Origin of the sequence: Kineosporia corallincola, assembly GCF_018499875.1 — a bacterium.
Taxonomy (GTDB): Bacteria; Actinomycetota; Actinomycetes; order Actinomycetales; family Kineosporiaceae; genus Kineosporia; species Kineosporia corallincola.
In genome coordinates, this window is sequence record NZ_JAHBAY010000009.1 from 30066 (window position 1) to 46556 (window position 16491).

15 protein-coding genes are annotated in these 16491 nt (G+C 72.1%); 11 read left to right on the forward strand and 4 right to left on the reverse strand.

Annotation, left to right across the window (positions count from 1 at the left end):
* The first annotated feature begins 118 nt into the window (after window positions 1–118).
* The 7 genes from KIH74_RS21130 (at window position 119) to KIH74_RS21160 (ending at window position 6676) form a co-directional block, all read left to right on the forward strand.
* Window positions 119–1315 (forward strand): sensor histidine kinase, encoded by a 1197-nt coding sequence (locus KIH74_RS21130; protein WP_214157778.1) that lies wholly within the window; start codon window positions 119–121, stop codon window positions 1313–1315.
* Window positions 1312–2103: a carbohydrate-binding protein gene (locus KIH74_RS21135; RefSeq protein ID WP_214157779.1), complete on the forward strand. Its 792-nt coding sequence runs from the start codon at window positions 1312–1314 to the stop codon at window positions 2101–2103. The genes KIH74_RS21130 and KIH74_RS21135 overlap by 4 nt, the downstream gene beginning before the upstream one ends.
* Before the next feature lie 100 nt (window positions 2104–2203).
* Window positions 2204–2872, forward strand: a complete 669-nt coding sequence (gene pnuC, locus KIH74_RS21140; RefSeq protein ID WP_214157781.1) for a nicotinamide riboside transporter PnuC — start codon at window positions 2204–2206, stop codon at window positions 2870–2872.
* A 111-nt stretch (window positions 2873–2983) separates the two neighbouring features.
* A complete protein-coding gene (locus KIH74_RS21145; RefSeq protein WP_214157782.1) occupies window positions 2984–4279 on the forward strand; it encodes a serine hydrolase domain-containing protein in 1296 nt (431 codons plus the stop codon).
* Entirely contained in the window at window positions 4276–4434 is a 159-nt protein-coding gene (locus tag KIH74_RS21150) for a hypothetical protein (RefSeq protein ID WP_214157783.1), read from the forward strand. Before KIH74_RS21145 ends, KIH74_RS21150 begins: the two co-directional genes overlap by 4 nt.
* Before the next feature lie 136 nt (window positions 4435–4570).
* On the forward strand, window positions 4571–5527 hold the full coding sequence (locus KIH74_RS21155; protein ID WP_214157785.1) for a formate/nitrite transporter family protein: 957 nt from the start codon (window positions 4571–4573) through the stop codon (window positions 5525–5527).
* A 204-nt stretch (window positions 5528–5731) separates the two neighbouring features.
* A complete protein-coding gene (locus KIH74_RS21160) occupies window positions 5732–6676 on the forward strand; it encodes a TerC family protein (protein WP_214157787.1) in 945 nt (314 codons plus the stop codon).
* 116 nt (window positions 6677–6792) lie between these two features.
* On the opposite strand, the gene KIH74_RS21165 is transcribed toward KIH74_RS21160, so the two are convergent.
* Complete coding sequence (locus KIH74_RS21165; RefSeq protein WP_214157789.1) at window positions 6793–7599, reverse strand: SAM-dependent methyltransferase; 807 nt, start codon at window positions 7597–7599, stop codon at window positions 6793–6795.
* A gap of 404 nt (window positions 7600–8003) precedes the next feature.
* Between KIH74_RS21165 and adhE the strand changes: the two genes are divergently transcribed.
* Window positions 8004–10661 carry a bifunctional acetaldehyde-CoA/alcohol dehydrogenase gene (gene adhE, locus KIH74_RS21170; RefSeq protein WP_214157790.1) on the forward strand — a complete coding sequence of 886 codons (2658 nt, stop codon included), beginning with the start codon at window positions 8004–8006 and terminating at the stop codon, window positions 10659–10661.
* A gap of 177 nt (window positions 10662–10838) precedes the next feature.
* On the opposite strand, the gene KIH74_RS21175 is transcribed toward adhE, so the two are convergent.
* Window positions 10839–12416, reverse strand: a complete 1578-nt coding sequence (locus KIH74_RS21175; protein ID WP_214157795.1) for a sensor domain-containing diguanylate cyclase — start codon at window positions 12414–12416, stop codon at window positions 10839–10841.
* Between the two features lie 249 nt (window positions 12417–12665).
* On the opposite strand from KIH74_RS21175, the gene KIH74_RS21180 reads away from it, so the two are divergent.
* Together KIH74_RS21180 and KIH74_RS21185 are read left to right on the forward strand one after the other, a co-directional pair.
* The gene (locus tag KIH74_RS21180) at window positions 12666–14282 is read left to right on the forward strand and encodes an FGGY-family carbohydrate kinase (protein WP_214157796.1); all 1617 of its coding nucleotides are present in this window, start codon (window positions 12666–12668) and stop codon (window positions 14280–14282) included.
* A gap of 87 nt (window positions 14283–14369) precedes the next feature.
* Window positions 14370–14840, forward strand: a complete 471-nt coding sequence (locus KIH74_RS21185) for a HutD/Ves family protein (RefSeq protein WP_214157797.1) — start codon at window positions 14370–14372, stop codon at window positions 14838–14840.
* 4 nt (window positions 14841–14844) lie between these two features.
* On the opposite strand, the gene KIH74_RS21190 is transcribed toward KIH74_RS21185, so the two are convergent.
* The gene (locus KIH74_RS21190; RefSeq protein WP_214157798.1) at window positions 14845–15453 is read right to left on the reverse strand and encodes a phosphatase PAP2 family protein; all 609 of its coding nucleotides are present in this window, start codon (window positions 15451–15453) and stop codon (window positions 14845–14847) included.
* Between the two features lie 378 nt (window positions 15454–15831).
* Here KIH74_RS21190 and KIH74_RS21195 point away from each other — a divergent pair, with 378 nt between their 5' ends.
* A complete protein-coding gene (locus KIH74_RS21195) occupies window positions 15832–16056 on the forward strand; it encodes a hypothetical protein (protein ID WP_214157800.1) in 225 nt (74 codons plus the stop codon).
* Here the strand turns inward: KIH74_RS21195 and KIH74_RS21200 are convergent.
* Window positions 16030–16284: a hypothetical protein gene (locus tag KIH74_RS21200; RefSeq protein WP_214157801.1), complete on the reverse strand. Its 255-nt coding sequence runs from the start codon at window positions 16282–16284 to the stop codon at window positions 16030–16032. The genes KIH74_RS21195 and KIH74_RS21200 overlap by 27 nt on opposite strands.
* Between the last annotated feature and the right edge of the window lie 207 nt (window positions 16285–16491).

Sequence of the window (16491 nt, forward strand, 5' to 3'; positions counted from 1 at the left end):
CATGCCCTGAGCGGTCACTTTCCGGGGACCGTGACGGGTGCGCCCGATGATGAGTGCTCCCTCACCGCGCCTGACGGTGCTTCATGACCTGCCGGTCCTGTGATCCTGTGGAGCCCCCTTGGCCCAGCGCACCGGTCCCACCGGGCCGATGACGACGACGTCCGACCCGATTCGCCCGCGGGGCAGTGCCGCCCCTCACCTCCTTCCCTCCGGGCAGGCCGGCGTGCACCTGGCGACAGCGCTCTGCCTGGCCCGTTCCGTCCTGTTCCTGCGCGCGGCCGGCCTCGGTGCCGCGGCCGGGGTGGCCCTGGCGACCGGCGCGGACCCGCTGCACCTCGCCGTCCCGTTCGGCCTGCTGCTGGCCGTCACCCTGGTCGAGCTCGGCCGGGTGCGCGACTTCGCCCGGGAGACATCGCGACTCGCCGCCCTGGCCACCGACCTGTGCCTGGCCGTGCTGTGCCCCGTGCTCGGCCTGACCGACCTCGGCCTGGTGGTGTTCCAGATCGGCACCGCGGCCCTGGCCGCCGCCCTGCTCGGCACCGCGGCCGCCCCGGTCTGGGCCGGTCAGGCCGCCCAGCTCGGCCTGATCCTCTGGCTGGTGCCGCACCACACGCTCGACACCCCTGCCCCGGCCGCGGCCGTTCCCGTGCTCCTCGTGGGCCTGGTGCTGGTGCCCGCCGCCGGGCTGCTCGCCGTGGCCGTGGCCCGCTCGGTGCGCTCACGCCTGAACCAGGTGCTGGACGAGGCCGGCGAGCCGGGCGTGCGCACGGCCGGCCTGGTCACCGGCCTGGGCCGGGCCCTGCGCGGCGTCTCGCCCGGCAGCCGGCTGGCCGGGGAGTGCGCCCAGGCCCTGGCGCACGACGCCGCCGGGCAGCTCGACGAGGCCCGGAAACCGGTGCGGGGCGTGCGGTTCGACGACCCGCTCGTCGATCTCGCGGTGCCGCTGGAACAGCTGTGCCGGGAGTGGTCCAGCACCCACCGGATCGCGATCACCACCCGGATGGAGCCCCTCTGGCCCTCCGGGGTCGTGCGTCACGGTCTGGCCGTGCTGGTGACGGAGAGCCTGGACAACATCGCCCACCACGCCCGCGCCACCCGGGCCCGGCTGGTGCTGCGCGGCAAGGACCACGACATCGACCTGTCGATCAACGACAACGGCGGCGGCTTCACCGTTCCCGACGGAAAGATCCTGCTGGCCGGGCGTTATCCCGGTCTGGAGCGGATGGTCGGGCGGGCCCGCGCGATGGGCGCCACCCTGACCGTCTCCTCCGAGCAGTACGGTGGCACCACGATCCGGATCCGGCTGACCCGATGACCCGCACCCGCACCACCTTCGACGCCTCCGCGCCGTCCCTGCTGTGGCGTGGTGGCCCGCCGCGCTGGCGGGTGGCCGGGCTCGGCGCGGCCTGCGCGCTCGCCGCCCTGGTCACCGTGCTGCTGCTGTCACCCGGCGGCTCGTCCGCCGGGAACGCCGCTGAGGCCGGCGGCCCACCCCCACGGATCACCATCCCGGCCGCCGCCGCGGACGAGACCTATCCGCCCGGCCCGTCCACGACCCCGACCCCGACCACTCCCAAGATCACGACCACCCCCACGACCACGGTCTCGGCCTCGGTCAGGGCCAGGCCCACGGCGACGTCGGTCCCGGCCTCGTCGTCCTTGGTGTCGACCGCGACGCCGAGAGCGAGGAGGACGACGGAGACCACCACCACGCAGCCCGCCCCCACCTTCAGCCCGGTGACGGTCGCGGCGGCCGACGCGAGCGTCAGCGGCGGAGCCGCCGTGGTCGAGTGCTCCGGGTGCCGCTCCGGCAGCCGGGTGGCCTATCTGGAGGGAACGCGCGCCGTCACGCTCACCCTGTCCGGCGTGCCGGTGGCCGGCGCCCGGCAGCTGACGATCGTCTACGAGAGCGACAACCTGCGTGACCTGACGGTCACCGTGAACGGCGACAGCCGCACCCTGACCTCCCTGCCCGGCGCCGGGGACTGGGTGACGCCGGCCACCGTCACCGTGGGCATCGAGCTGACGAAGGGCACCAACACCCTGGTCTTCGCCAACCCGGCCGGCCCGGCCCCCGACCTGGACCAGTTCGTGATCCGCTAGCGGCCGGGCCGGCGACGGAATGAGCCGGGCGGCGGCCAGGTTAGATCGTCGTGCGCGTCGTGGAACGCCCACCTCGCGGGACGTGTGCAAAGGGTGACAAATGAGCCTGATCCACTGGCTTTTCGACGCGCAGCTGGTCATCGGCGGCCAGACCATCCTCTGGCGGGAGGTGCTCGGCAACCTGTTCGGTTTGCTCAGCGCGCTCGGCGGGATGCGCCGCAAGGCCTGGGCCTGGCCCGTCGGGATCGTCGGCAACGCCCTTCTGCTCACGGTCTTCCTCGGGGTGGCGTTCGGCACGCCGAATCCCGTCAACCTGCTCGGCCAGGCCGGGCGCCAGGTGATGTTCATCGTCGTGTCGGTCTACGGCTGGTGGCGGTGGACACGCCGTCCCGACCAGGAGGGCGCGGTGATCGAGCCGCAGTGGGCGTCGTGGCGCACCCGGGCCCTGCTGGTGGCCGGCCTGATCGGCGGCACCCTGCTGCTCACCCCGCTGTTCCGGGCCCTCGGCTCGTACGAGCCGGTCTGGAGCGACGCCTGGATCTTCACCGGCTCGGTGCTCGCCACCTACGGCATGGCCAAGGGCTGGGTGGAGTTCTGGCTGATCTGGGTCGCCGTCGACGTGGTCGGGGTGCCGCTGCTGTTCTCGGCCGGCTACTACGCCTCCGGCCTGATGTACGCCTTCTACGGGGTGTTCACCCTCACCGGGTTCTTCGTGTGGAAGCGGCGCAACGCGGTGGTGCGCCCGAACCTGGAGACCGTGGGCGCCTGACCCGTGCCGCCGGGGTAGTGCCTGCACCACCACGGCCCGGGGGAGAGCCACCCGGTGCGGTGGGCAGCAGGGGGCAGTGACCCGGGGCCGGCCCGGCGGCAGGCTCGAAGCATGACGACGAAAACCACCACCCCGTCCACGTCCCTCGCACTGACCGCGGCCGTCGTGCTGGCCGTCTCCGGCGCCGTCGTGACCGGTGCCGCAACGGCCTTCGGCTCCGGCCAGGCGTCCGGTTCGGGCCCGGCATCCGGCGTGGCCCCGAAGGGCGACCGTGTCATGCGTGACGTCGCCCGGCAGGTGCTCGGCGCCGGTGCCCCCGGCTACACGGCCCGCATCGACGACGGCCACCGGGTCTCCCTCACCACCGCCGGTGTCGCCGACCGCGCCACCGGGCGAAAGCTCACCGGCCACGACCAGTTCGAGATCGGCAGCAACACCAAGACCTTCATGTCCGCCCTGACCCTCCAGCTGGTGGACGACGGGAAGGTCGATCTGGACGCACCGGTGTCCGGATACCTGCCCGGGACCGTGCCCGGCGGCGACGCGATCACCGTGCGGATGCTGCTCAACCACACCAGCGGTCTGTTCAGCTACACCGCCGACGAGGACTTCGCGAAGGGCCTGACCACCGACCCGGAACGGGTGTGGACGCCGCGGGAGCTGCTCGACGTCGCGTTCGCCCACGACCCGGAGTTCGCCCCCGGCCAGGGCTGGTCGTACTCGAACACGAACTACACGCTGATCGGGATGCTGCTGGAGAAGCTCACCGGCGAGCGCCTTCCCGACCTGGTGCGCGAGCGCATCGCCGCCCCGCTCGGGCTGCGGAACACCTACTTCGCCGACCCCGCCGCCACGAACACCGGCCCGGGCTACGCGCACGGCTACTCCGTCAGCTTCGCCGGCACCGAACCCGCGTACACCGACACGGCCACCTGGCCGATCGGCGGCTGGGGCGGCGCGGCCGGGGCGATCGTCTCCGACCAGCGCGACCTGTCCCGGTTCTTCTCCGGCCTGCTCGGCGGCGAGCTGTTCTCGGCCGAGCAGCTGCGGCAGATGAAGACCACCGTGGACCTGCCCGGGGACTTCCTCTACCAGGGCGGTTACGGCCTCGGCATCTTCCGGCTGGACTCCGCCTGCGGCACGGTCTGGGGCCACGGCGGCGACACCAACGGCCACCACAGCACGGCCGTGGCCACCGGGGACGGCCGCCGCACCGCGGTCAGCGACACCACCGCCGAGCCCGGCGACCTGGAGACCAGCGACGGCGCCGAGCGTTTCGTCGAGGTCGCGGTGGCCGCCCAGGAGGTGACGGTCTGCGAGATGCTCGGTGAGCCGGTGCCCGGCGAGGTCACCGACGCCCTGCACGGGACCACGGCCACGACCTCCGCCGCGACGACGGGTCGGTGAACCTGGTGCCGCGCTCGCTCACCCGGGCACCCCGGGGCCGCCGGCGCGCGGCGTTCCCGTTGGTGCTGCTGGCCCAGCGCTGGTACCGGGCCCGGTACCAGCGGGCGCCGCGAGGCTTAGGGCATCCACTCGCGGGCCAGAAGTCCCGGATCTGAACGGCTTTCCGGTCCGGGGCGGAATCCGGGCGTAGATTGACCCGGCAGGGGGACCTTCCGGTTCTCCTGCCCCGTACAGCAGTTCAGCGCGGACCGACGACGTGTGCCGCGTCCGCGATCCCCCGGAGATGTTCCGATGACGAGCCTGCCCACGCTCCCCGCCGAACCGGCCGCACCCGGCGTGCCCCCACGAACGCCCGCGCAGGCGTCCATGATTTCACCGCCGGAGGCCCTCGGGCCACGGCAGATGGCGCTCCGGGCGGTCAGCACGGCGGTGGGCAAGTCCGGTGAGGACGCCCTCACCACCTTCGTGCTGTCGGTGCTGGCGGGTGCTTTCATCGGGTTCGGCGCGATGTTCGCCACGGTGGTCAGCGCCACCGTCCCCGGCTCCGCCGCGCTGCCCTACGGCATCTCCAAAGGGCTCATGGGACTGGCCTTCTCGGTCGGCCTGATCCTCGTGGTGGTGGGCGGTGCGCAGCTGTTCACCAGCAACGTGCTGCTGGTCATGGCCTGGGCGTCGGGGCGGATCACCGGCGTGGCCGTGCTGCGCAACTGGGTGCTGGTCTACGCCGGCAACTTCGCCGGTGCGGCCGGTACCGCCGCCCTGGTGGTGTACTCGCACGAGTACCGTTCCGCGGCGGGCGGTGTCGGGCTGAACGCGCTGAACATCGCCGAGGGCAAGGGCGAACTCGGTTTCGGTCAGGCCCTGGTGCTGGGGGTGCTGTGCAACGTGCTGGTCTGCCTGGCGGTGTGGCTCAGCTACTCGGCGCGCACCACCACCGACCGGATCGCGGCGGTCGTGATGCCGGTCGCCGCCTTCGTGGCGGGCGGTTTCGAGCACAGCGTGGCCAACATGTACTACCTGCCGCTGGCCGCGATGATCAGGAGCTCGGCGCCGTCCTCGTTCTGGGCGTCCACCGGCACCACACCCGACGCCTTCGGCCACGTCGGCTGGACGGCGTTCGCGCAGAACCTGCTGCCGGTGACGATCGGCAACATCATCGGCGGCGGGCTGATCGTCGGGGGCCTGTACTGGGTGGCCTACCTGCGGCACGACCGACCCGAGACCGGCGGTGCCGCTGCGGGTTCGTGATTCCCCGGTTGACGTGCGACGTCTCCTCGGTGATAGTTGCCAGTAGTTCGAAGGGGAGTACCCGACGCCACACGCACCGCCGTCACTACGGGCCCGGCCGACCGGGCCCCGGTGGTGCAGCCGTCGTCACGACGGCCCGGGGAGACCTTCGTCCAGCAGCGCCGGCCCGCCGACGCGGGCCCGGCTGGACGAAAGGTCGTTCCGTTGCACGTCTCCTGGTGGGTCTGGGCCGCCCTCATGCTGGTGGTGGCCGCGATGCTGGCCGTCGACCTGTTCCTGCACCGCGACAACCACGTGGTCGGCTTCCGTGAGGCCGCGATCTGGTCGGGCGTCTGGATCGCCGCCGGCCTGCTGTTCGGCCTGGTGCTGTGGGCCTGGCAGGGCGGCGACGTGGCCGGCACCTACTACGCCGGCTACCTGATCGAGAAGGCGCTCTCGATCGACAACGTGTTCGTCTTCGCGCTGATCTTCACACATTTCGCGGTTCCCGACGCCTATCAGCACAAGGTGCTGTTCTGGGGCGTGATCAGTGCGCTGCTGCTGCGCCTGGCCTTCATCTTCGTCGGGGCCGGGCTGCTGGAGACGTTCTTCTGGACCGCCTACGTGTTCGGCGCGTTCCTCGTGTACACCGGCTACCGGATGGCCTTCGGGCACAGCGGGCAGAGCCCGCCGGACCGTAACCCGGTGGTGCGCCTGACCCGCCGTGTCGTGCCCACCGACCCGGCCTACCACGGCGACCGGTTCTTCACCCGGATCAACGGAAAGCGTGTCGCCACCCTGCTGTTCGTGGTGCTGGTGGCGATCGAGGCGACCGACCTGATCTTCGCGATCGACTCGGTGGCCGCGATCCTGGCGATCACCACCAGCACCTTCATCGTCTGGAGCGCCAACGCCTTCGCCGTGCTGGGCCTGCGCAGCCTCTACTTCTGCCTGGCCGGCCTGCTGCGCCGCTTCGTGCACCTGCACTACGGCCTGGCGGTGCTGCTGGCGTTCGCCGGGGTCAAGCTGATCCTGTCGGAGACCCCGGTGGGCAAGCTGCCGATCCCGCTCACCCTCGGGGTGATCGTCGTGACGATCACGGTGTCGATCGTCTGGAGCCTGCGCAGCACCCGGGAGGCCGGGCGGGTCTCCTCGTCGTCGGCCGAATAGGTCATGGACGGCGAAGTGGCCCGGAAGCGCCTGCCGCCGGGCCACTTCGGCGCGCGTTCCGGGGCGGCGAGGAGGTCGTGCGGCCTCGCCCGAAAGCAGATGGAAAGGGTCGGTTTTCAGGTGGCCTTGCGGCCCACCCCGGCCACCGCCACGGCACCCGCCGCCTCCTGGACGTCGTCCGGGTGGCTGGGCCGCCAGCGCGGCGTCCGGACCAGGCCGGGTTCGGCCAGCGTCCAGTCGCCGAAGAAGGCGGCCACCTGCTCGCGGTCGCGCACCGCCATCGAGTCGGAGGCGCCGCGGTAGAGGCTCGCGGCCTGGTGGGTGCCGTCCGCGTCGCCCTCGGGCACCACGTGGGTGATCGCCAGAAAACTGCCGGCGGCGGCCGCGTCGCGCAGCCGGGCCACCGCCTCGTGCGGCCGGTCGTGGTCCGGCACGAACGGCAGCACCGAGGCCAGCAGGATGCCGACCGGCCGGGTCAGGTCGAGCAGCCCGGCCAGCTCGGGCGAGTCCAGCACGTTCTGCGGGTGGCGCAGATCGGCGCGTAGCACGGCGGTGCCGGGCACGTCGCGCAGGATCAGCTCGCTGTGGGCCACCGCGACCGGGTCGTGGTCGACGTACAGCACCCGTGACCCGGGGCTCAGTGCCCGGGCGATCTCGTGCACGTGGCCGACGGTGGGGATGCCCGACCCGAGGTCGAGGAACTGGTCGATGCCCTGCCCGGCCATGAAGGTGACGGCCCGCTGCACGAAGGCCCGGTTGGTCTGCGCCGCGCCCGCGATGGTGGGGATCACCGCCGCCACCCGCTCGGCGAACGCCCGGTCGGCGGCGAAGTTGTGGGCGCCGCCGAGCAGGTAGTCGTACACCCGCGCGGGCGAGGGGACATCGAGATCGACCCCGGGCGGGGCCCAGTCCGGTGTGGTCATGTGCGCAGTTTATGCCGGTACGCACGGCGGGAGATGCTCGGGGCAGGCCCCTTTCGGACGGTTGTCCGACATCTGGCGGATAGCGGGACTTCCGGCGTGGCCGTGCCCCCATCTCGTCAGATTGACGGGACTTGCGGTCGGTTTCGCTGGGGTCCACGGACTCCTGTGTCCGCCCGCCCCGCGCCGCCACCCTTGAGGTGAAACGACCGACGACGGAGGAGGCGGCGAGCGTGTCACGCAGGAAGCGGGATCGGGCCGCCCGCGACGCGGGGGACCGGTCGTCGTCCCCGGGTTCCCGGGCACACCCGCCGGAGCGAGGCCTGCCGGGAGGTCCGGACCGGACCGCCGGTGATGGCGCGCCGGGCGTCCCGCAGCCGTATCCCGACAAGTATCTGAGGAGAGACATGACCGCGGAGCAGAAGCCCGCCGCAGTCCCGACCGGAGAACCGCAGCCGGAAACGCCTTCCGACGTCGCGGTGGCGGTCGACACGCTGGTCGAGGCGGGGCTCAAGGCCCTCGCCGACTACGGCGCCTTCGACCAGGAGACGATCGACCACATCGTCAAGAAGGCCTCGGTGGCCGCCCTGGACCGGCACGCCGCCCTCGCGCAGCTCGCGGTGGAGGAGACCGGCCGCGGTGTGTTCGAGGACAAGGCCGTCAAGAACATCTTCGCCTGCGAGCACGTCACCCACAGCATGGCGAAACTGCGCACCGTCGGCGTGATCAGCCAGGACGACATCAACGGGATCACCGAGATCGCCGACCCCGTGGGTGTTGTCGCCGGCATCACCCCGGTCACCAACCCGACCTCCACGGCCATCTTCAAGTCGCTGCTGGCGCTGAAGACCCGCAACCCGATCGTCTTCGCCTTCCACCCCTCCGCCCAGCGGTGCAGCGTGGAGGCGGCGCGGATCGTGCGCGACGCGGCCGTCGCCGCCGGCGCGCCGGAGCACTGCATCCAGTGGATCGAGCAGCCCTCGCTGGAGGCCACCCACGCCCTCATGCACCACCCGGGCATCGCCACCATCCTGGCGACCGGCGGCAATGCCATGGTGCGGGCGGCCTACTCGGCCGGCAAGCCCGCCCTCGGCGTCGGCGCCGGCAACGTGCCGGCCTGGATCGAGAAGAGCGCCAGGCTCAAGCGGGCCGTCAACGACATCGTGCTGTCGAAGTCGTTCGACAACGGCATGATCTGCGCCTCCGAGCAGGCCGCCATCGTCGACGACGAGATCTACGACGCCGCGCTGGAGGAGTTCCGCCACCTGCACGCCCACGTCGCCACCCAGGACGAGAAGCGCAAGCTGGAGCAGTTCGTCTTCGGCGCCACCGCCTACGGAAAGTCTTGCAGCGGAGCGAAGCTCAACCCGGACGTGGTGGGCCGGTCGCCGCACTGGATCGCCGAGCAGGCCGGGTTCAGCGTGCCCGAGCAGACCTCGATCATCCTCACCGAGGTGAACGAGGTGGGCCCGGAAGAGCCGCTGACTCGGGAGAAGCTGTGCCCGGTGCTGGCCGTGCTGCGGGTGCGCTCGCGGGAGGAGGGGCTCCAGGCGTCCACCCGGATGGTCGAGTTCCACGGCCTGGGCCACAGCGCCGTCATCCACACCCAGGACGAGGACCTGGTGGTGGAGTTCGGCAAGCGGGTGAAAGCCGTTCGGGTCATCTGGAACTCGCCGTCCTCGCAGGGCGGCATCGGTGACATGTACAACTCGTTCGTGCCGTCGCTGACCCTGGGCTGCGGCAGCTACGGCCGTAACTCGGTGTCCAACAACGTGTCGGCCGTCAACCTGATCAACATCAAGCGGATCGGCAGGCGCACCAACAACATGCAGTGGTTCAAGGTGCCGTCGAGGATCTACTTCGAGCCGCACGCCATCCGCTACCTCTCGGACATGCCCGACGTCGAGCGGGTCACGATCGTCACCGACGCCACGATGACCCGGCTGGGCTTCGTCGAGCGGATCGACCGGGTGCTCCAGCGCCGTCCCAACCGGGTCGTGCTCCAGATCATCGACGACGTCGAGCCCGAGCCGCAGATGACCACCGTCGACCGGGGGGCCGAGCTGATGCGCTCGTTCCGGCCGGACACGATCATCGCCCTCGGCGGCGGCTCGGCGATGGACGCGTCCAAGGTGATGTGGCTGAAGTACGAGCACCCCGAGATCGACTTCGACGACATGCGGGAGAAGTTCTTCGACATCCGCAAGCGGGCTTTCGCCTTTCCCGCGCTGGGTGAGAAGGCCCGTCTGGTCTGCGTTCCCACCACCTCGGGCACCGGCGCCGAGGTGACGCCGTTCGCCGTCATCACCGACCAGCGCACCGGCAAGAAGTACCCGCTGGCCGACTACGCCCTGACCCCGACCGTCGCGATCGTCGACCCGGCGCTGACCGCCAGCATGCCGCAGAAGATCGCCGCCGACAGCGGTTTCGACGCCCTGACGCACGCGATCGAGGCGTACGTGTCGGTGTACGCGAACGACTTCACCGACGGCCTGGCCCTGCACGCGATCCGGCTGATCTTCGCCAACCTCGAGAAATCGGTGCAGCAGGGCGACGCCGAGGCCCGCGAGCGCATGCACAACGCGGGCACCGTGGCGGGCATGGCCTTCGGCAGCGCGTTCCTGGGCATCGTGCACGCCATGTCGCACACCCTGGGTGCCACCTTCCACGTGGCCCACGGCCGCACCAACGCGGTGCTGCTGCCGCACGTGATCCGCTACAACGGCACCGCGCCGTCGAAGCTGTCCGGCTGGCCGAAGTACGAGAGCTACCGGGCGCCGGAACGTTTCGCCGACATCGCCGGAATGCTGGGTCTGCCGGCGAGCACCCCGCAGGAGGCGGTGGAGGCCCTGGCCACGGCGGTCGAGCAACTGCGCGACCGGGTGGGCATCGAGTCGTCGTTCGCCGAGATCGGTGTGGACGAGCAGGCATTCCTGGCCTCGCTCCCGCAGCAGGCCCTCAACGCCTACGAGGACCAGTGCGCACCGGCCAACCCGCGGATGCCGATGCTCGACGACATGCAGCGGCTGATGCGGGCCGCCTACTACGGGGAGAACGCGAGCTGACGTACGCCTGACGCCACGGCCGGGACCGCGGGTCCCGGCAGTGCGCGGAAAAGGGCTGGCTGTCGATGGGAGCTTCGCCGGCGGCGTCGGCCCCTGGATCGGCACCGGCGAATCATGGACGACGAGGAGCCCGGACCGGGGCTCCCGTCGTCCATGAACTGACCGCCGAACGCCCGCTCAGCCCGCGTGCCCACGCACCTTGCTGCGGCGCATCGCCTGCTCGGCCACCTCCAGGGCGTGCTCGGGCGTGGTGGCCGCCTCGACCACGGTGATGGCGCCCACGGCCGCGTGCACCAGAAGGTCGCCGCCCGGCAGGGAACCGGTGGGCCGGTAGGCCGTGCGGTGCAGCAGGTGGGTGGCGGCCCGGAAGCGGTGGTTCCAGTTGCCGAACGAGGCGTCGCTGGGGGCCAGCACCGCGGCGGCCACGAACCGGTCCCGGTCGTGGCGGCCCAGCAGGTCCTCCGGGCGCCCGGCGGCCCGCAGCGACCCGGCCATCAGGCGCAGCACGTCGTCGCCGGTGTCCGGGCCGTAGAGGTCGTTGATGGCGGTGAAACCGTCCACGTCGATGAACGCGATCGCCAGTTGCTCGCTGCCCGGCTGGAGGGTGCCGATGGCGGTCGTCAGCCACTCCCGGATCCCGTTGCGGTTGTACAGCCCGGTCAGGTCGTCCACGGTGTCGGGCCGCCGCAGCGGGCGGGTGCGCCGGGCCAGCATCTCGGCCCGGGCCCGTTCCCGCCCCGCGGCGCGTTCCCGGCTGATCTGCTCGGCCAGCACCCGCGCGAACAGCTGCATGGTGACCAGGTCGTGGTCGTGCAGCAGCACACTCGACGCGGCGGCCCCGCACAGGGTGCCGATCATCGCCTGGCTCTGGTCCACCACCGGCACGCTGACGTAGGTGCGGATCCCCAGCTCCCGGGCGGCGTCGCTGTCTCCCCACACCGCGGGGACGTCCGCCGTGTAGGGGATGCCGGCGTCCAGGGCCCGGCGGCACAGGGTGTCGCTCCACGGCACGCTCAGCCCCTCCGGGATGGTGAGCGAGCCGGTGTTCAGGGAGTGCACGATCTGCTGCCGGTCCCCGGCCCAGTCCACGAACGTCAGGTAGGTCGACTCCAGGCCGGTGGCGGCGTGCAGCAGCTCCAGCAGGGGCCGGGTCAGCGACTCCAGGTCGTCGCTGCGCGCCACCAGCTCGGCCAGGTACCCGACATCGGGAAGGTCAGGAAGGTCCTGCGCGACAACGGGATCTGGTGTGCCCCGCACGGACCGGGCCAGCACCTGCCCGATGAACTCACCGGTGGTGGCCAGCCGGTCGGCGTCGCGCGCCGTCAGGTCTGGCCTCGGCGTGGCCGCGACCGCGCACACCGCCCCCACGATGTCGCCGTCCACCACCAGCGGCACCCCGGCGTGGGTGCCCAGGCCGGACAGCAGGGTGCCGGACCGCCTGGTCATCGGGTGCCGGCTCAGCACCGGGTGCCGGCCGGTGTCGGTGACCAGCGTCTCCACCGCCTCGGTCGCGACCAGCCAGCAGATCGTGTCGTGCACCGCCACCGGGTCCTTCCGGTGTGGCGGGAGCGGCAGCCCGGCCAGGTGCGTCACGTGCCGCTGCCCGTCCCGGAACCGGCTGACGAAGGCGGTGTCCACCCCGGTCTGCTCCACCAGCACCTCCAGGGCGTGACGGATCCGTTCGTCCGCCTCGCCCCGGCCCGCCTCCAGCAGTGACAGCAGTCCCGGTAGCACCCGGGGGTGACCTGGTTCCACGGCGAGGTGATCGGCCCGGCCGGGCGGCGGGGCAAGCCCGGGCGCCCCGGCTCACCCGGATGCCTGCCCGGATGTCCGCCCGGATGCCTGCCCGGATGCCCTTGGTCACGGGTCCTCCGGTCACCGCCGACGTGAGCCCGGTGACGTCGGCCCGGAGTGATCCAGGAGCAGCCCGGCAGGTCTGTACTGTCTCTGCTTGGAGTCCACGAGTCCCGTGTGACCTGCAACCTCCAAGGACGGAGCAGAACCATGACCCCCCGTAAGACTGCGGCGCGCGAGTCGATCGTCGCGGGACGTACCGCCCTGGGCATCGAGCTCGGCTCGACCCGGATCAAGGCCAGCCTGACCGACGACGCGGGCGTCACCCTGGCCACCGGGTCGTCCACCTGGGAGAACCAGCTCGTCGACGGACTCTGGACGTATTCCCTGACGGCGGTGCACGAGGGGCTCCAGGCCGCCTACGCCGACCTGGTCACCGCGGTCGCCGAGCAGTACGGGGAGCGCCCGTCGACCTACGGCGCCATCGGCGTGTCGGCCATGATGCACGGCTACCTGGCGTTCGACGGCGACGACGAGCTGCTGGTGCCGTTCCGCACCTGGCGCAACACCAACACCGGCCCGGCCGCCGCCACGCTCTCCGAGGCATTCGGCCTGAACATCCCGCTGCGCTGGTCGGTCGCGCACTTCTACCAGGCCGTGCTGGACCACGAGACCCACGTGCCGCAGACCCGGGCGCTCACCACGCTGGCCGGCTACGTGCACCGCCTCCTCACCGGTCAGCACGTCCTCGGTGTCGGTGACGCCTCCGGCATGTTCCCCATCGACTCCGCCACCGGCGGCTACGACGCCGCCCTGCTGGAGAAGTTCGACGCGCTCGCCGCCGCCCAGGGGTACCAGGGCGAGCTGGCCGCGTTGCTGCCGACGGTGCTGCCGGCCGGTGCCGAGGCGGGCAGCCTGACCGCCGAGGGCGCCGCCCTGCTCGACCCCTCCGGCCAGCTGCGGCCGGGCATCCTGCTGTGCCCGCCGGAGGGTGACGCCGGCACCGGCATGGTGGCCACCAACTCGGTGCGCCCGCGCACCGGCAACGTCAGCGCCGGCACCAGCATCTTCGCGATGATCGTGCTGGAGGGCCCGCTGGCCGGCACGCACCACGAGATCGACCTGGTCACCACCCCCGACGGCCACCCGGTCGCGATGGTGCACTGCAACAACGGTTCCAGCGAACTGGGCGCCTGGGTGGGCCTGTTCAGCGAGTTCGCGGTGGCCCTGGGGCACAAGCCGGACTCCGACGCGGTGTTCCAGGCCGTGCTGGGCGGTGCGCTGGAGGCGGGCCCGGACGCCGACGGCCTGCTCGCCTACAACCTGCTCTCCGGTGAGCCGATCGCGGGCGTCGACGAGGGCCGCCCGCTGTTCGTGCGCACCCCCGGATCCCGGCTCAGCCTGGCCGGTTTCGGTCGCGCCCAGCTGTACGGCGTGTTCGCCACGCTGAGCCTGGGCATGCGGGTGCTGACGGCCGAGGGCGTCACCGTGGACACGATGTTCGCCCACGGCGGGCTCTTCCGCACCGGCGGTATCGCGCAGCGGGTGCTGGCCTCCGCGGTCGGCTCACCGGTCGCGGTCGGCGAGGGCGCGGGGGAGGGCGGCTCCTGGGGCATCGCGATCCTGGCCGCCTACGCCGCCGCCGTGCGCGACGGCTCGGCCGCCGGTCGCACCCTCGGAACCTGGCTGGACGAGGTGGTGTTCGCCGGCGCGCAGGCCCAGGTGGTGCAGCCGGACGCCGAGGGCGTCGCCGGCTACGCCGCGTTCCTGGAGCGCTGGCACGCCGGGCTCGCCGTGGAGAAGGCCGCGATCAGCTCGGTGAGCTGATCCCGCGATGACGCGTGCCGCCCCATCCGGCTCCCGGCCTGCTTCCGGCCGGGTGGGGCGACACACCTCGACCCGAGAGGAACGGCCGTGCCCGTCGTGCGTTACGACGATCTGCCCGACCTGCCGTGGCGCAACGGCCGCGGCACCACCCGGGAGGTGCACCGCGACGGACGCTGGCGGCTGAGCATCGCGACCATCGCTGCGGCGGGCGGGTTCTCGGCCTTTCCCGGCCTGGACCGCACCCTCGTGGTCGCCCGCGGCACGCTCACCCTGAGCGTCGGCGGGCAGGAGCTGCGGCTCGGGCCGGGCGGCCTGGCCCGGTTCGCCGGGGAGCAGACCGTGGAGGCCGAGCCCGAGGGCGTGGTGATCGCGGTGAACGTGATGGTGGCCCGGCCGCTGCGGGCCGATGTGCGGGTGGGGGAGTGGGCCGGCGGGAAGGCCGAGGCCGTGGTCGATCTGGCCGACCTGGTCACGGAAATCCAGGTGCGGCAGACGGTTCCGGTCAGACGGCCGGCCGGTGCCGTGGTGGTGCGGGCCGTCGGACGAGCGCGTGCGTGAGCGGTCAGGTGCGGTCGAGCAGGCGCGCTGCCCCGAGCACCACGAGCGCGCCCAGCAGCCAGCCCGCCACCACCTCACTGATCCAGTGGTAGCCCAGCACCAGGTTGCAGATCCCGACCACCACGGCCATCAGCACGGCCGCCGCCAGCGCCCGGCGCCGGGCCCGGCCGGCCGCGCCGGTCAGCAGCACGGCGATCAGCGCCAGGCACATGGTGGCGTTGGCGGTGTGCCCCGAGGGGTACGAGGAACCGCCCACCAGCACCTCGTTCAGGCCGCTGTGTGGTGACGTGCGCCCGGCCAGGTGCTTGGAGGTCAGGAGCAGCACGTCGAGGGTCACCACGGCGACCGCGGTGACCAGGAACGGGTGCCACGACCGGGACCACCAGGAACGGGCCAGGCCGATCACCGCGGCGGCCGTGCCGACCAGCCAGAACTGGCCGCCCATCACCAGGGTGCGCCAGACCAGGTGCCCGGCGCCGGGCCGGTCGAGCACGGTGAACCAGCCGAGCGTCGCGTCGTCCACCGTCAGGCTCGCACCGGCGACGACGAGCAGGGTGAGCCCGATCAGGACGGCCCAGCCGGCGAGCCACCTCGCCGTCCATGATCGTGTCACGTGGATCTCAGCTCCTGGTCGGGTGCGGGCGGGCGCCCATCATCGCAGGGGCGCGCGGCCCGGCCGCACCAGGATGCCGTGAGCGCGTCACCGGTGCGGTGGTGGCCGGCATCATGGACGACGGTAAACCGGTGGCGGCCCCCGTCGTCCATGATTGATGCTGGCCCGCATGGACCCATCGGTGATCGCGCACTACGGAACGGATTCCGCCGAGGCGACACGACTTTCCCGCTCGCCGCACGGGCGGCTGGAGTTCCTGCGCACGCAGGAGCTGATCCGCCGCCACAGCTCGGGGCCGAGGGGCGGCTCACCCACGACCTGCTGCCGGGCATCGAAAAGGTACTGAGCACTGGCGATTACGACGGGCACGCGGGCTTCGTGCCGGCCCGGTTCCACACCGCGCCGGAGCTGCTCGGCGAGGTGGGGGCGGCCGGTTTCGCCGGGGCCGGCGTGTTCGGGGTGGAGGGCCCGGCCTGGCCGGCCGCGGACGTCTCCGGGCGCCAGGACCTGGGTGCCGCCCTGCGCTGCGCGCGCCTGGTGGAGCAGGACCCGGCGATGATCCACGCCAGTGCGCACCTACTGGCGTTCGCCCACCGGCTCTGACTTCGCCTGCGGGGCGCCGAGTTCCAGGGCCGCCAGATGCAGCCAGCAGGCCACCGGCACCACGTTCTTCAGGATGTACTGCCCGTCGAACGAGGGCACCAGCGGGTGCACCCAGACCTCCCGGGGCAGCAGCGCCAGGGTGGAGACCACCCCGGCCATGTGCACGAAGAACGCCAGAAGCACGGCCCGCAGCCGGATTCCGGTGACCAGCCCGGCCCCGATCAGCACCGCGGCACCACCGGGTAGCTGCCCTGGTAGCGGTGCAGCCCCCGGGCCACCAGCACGGTGAGCCGTCGCGTGTCGTCTCTCATCTGTCTGCCTTGCCGTCGATGGGGTCTCGGCGGCTGGGGGAACCGCGACCGGCGTCGAGTCGCCGTGCTTCGTTCTCACGGTGAGGGATCCGCCGGTACCGCCGCCTGATATGGCCGGAGTTAG

Coding starts and splice junctions, on each gene's coding strand:
- KIH74_RS21135 (WP_214157779.1), top strand. CDS start 1,312: ATGACCCGCACCCGCACCACCTTCGACGCCTCCGCGCCGTCCCTGCTG.
- pnuC (WP_214157781.1), top strand. CDS start 2,204: ATGAGCCTGATCCACTGGCTTTTCGACGCGCAGCTGGTCATCGGCGGC.
- KIH74_RS21145 (WP_214157782.1), top strand. CDS start 2,984: ATGACGACGAAAACCACCACCCCGTCCACGTCCCTCGCACTGACCGCG.
- KIH74_RS21155 (WP_214157785.1), top strand. CDS start 4,571: ATGACGAGCCTGCCCACGCTCCCCGCCGAACCGGCCGCACCCGGCGTG.
- KIH74_RS21165 (WP_214157789.1), bottom strand. CDS start 7,599: ATGACCACACCGGACTGGGCCCCGCCCGGGGTCGATCTCGATGTCCCC.
- adhE (WP_214157790.1), top strand. CDS start 8,004: ATGACCGCGGAGCAGAAGCCCGCCGCAGTCCCGACCGGAGAACCGCAG.
- KIH74_RS21180 (WP_214157796.1), top strand. CDS start 12,666: ATGACCCCCCGTAAGACTGCGGCGCGCGAGTCGATCGTCGCGGGACGT.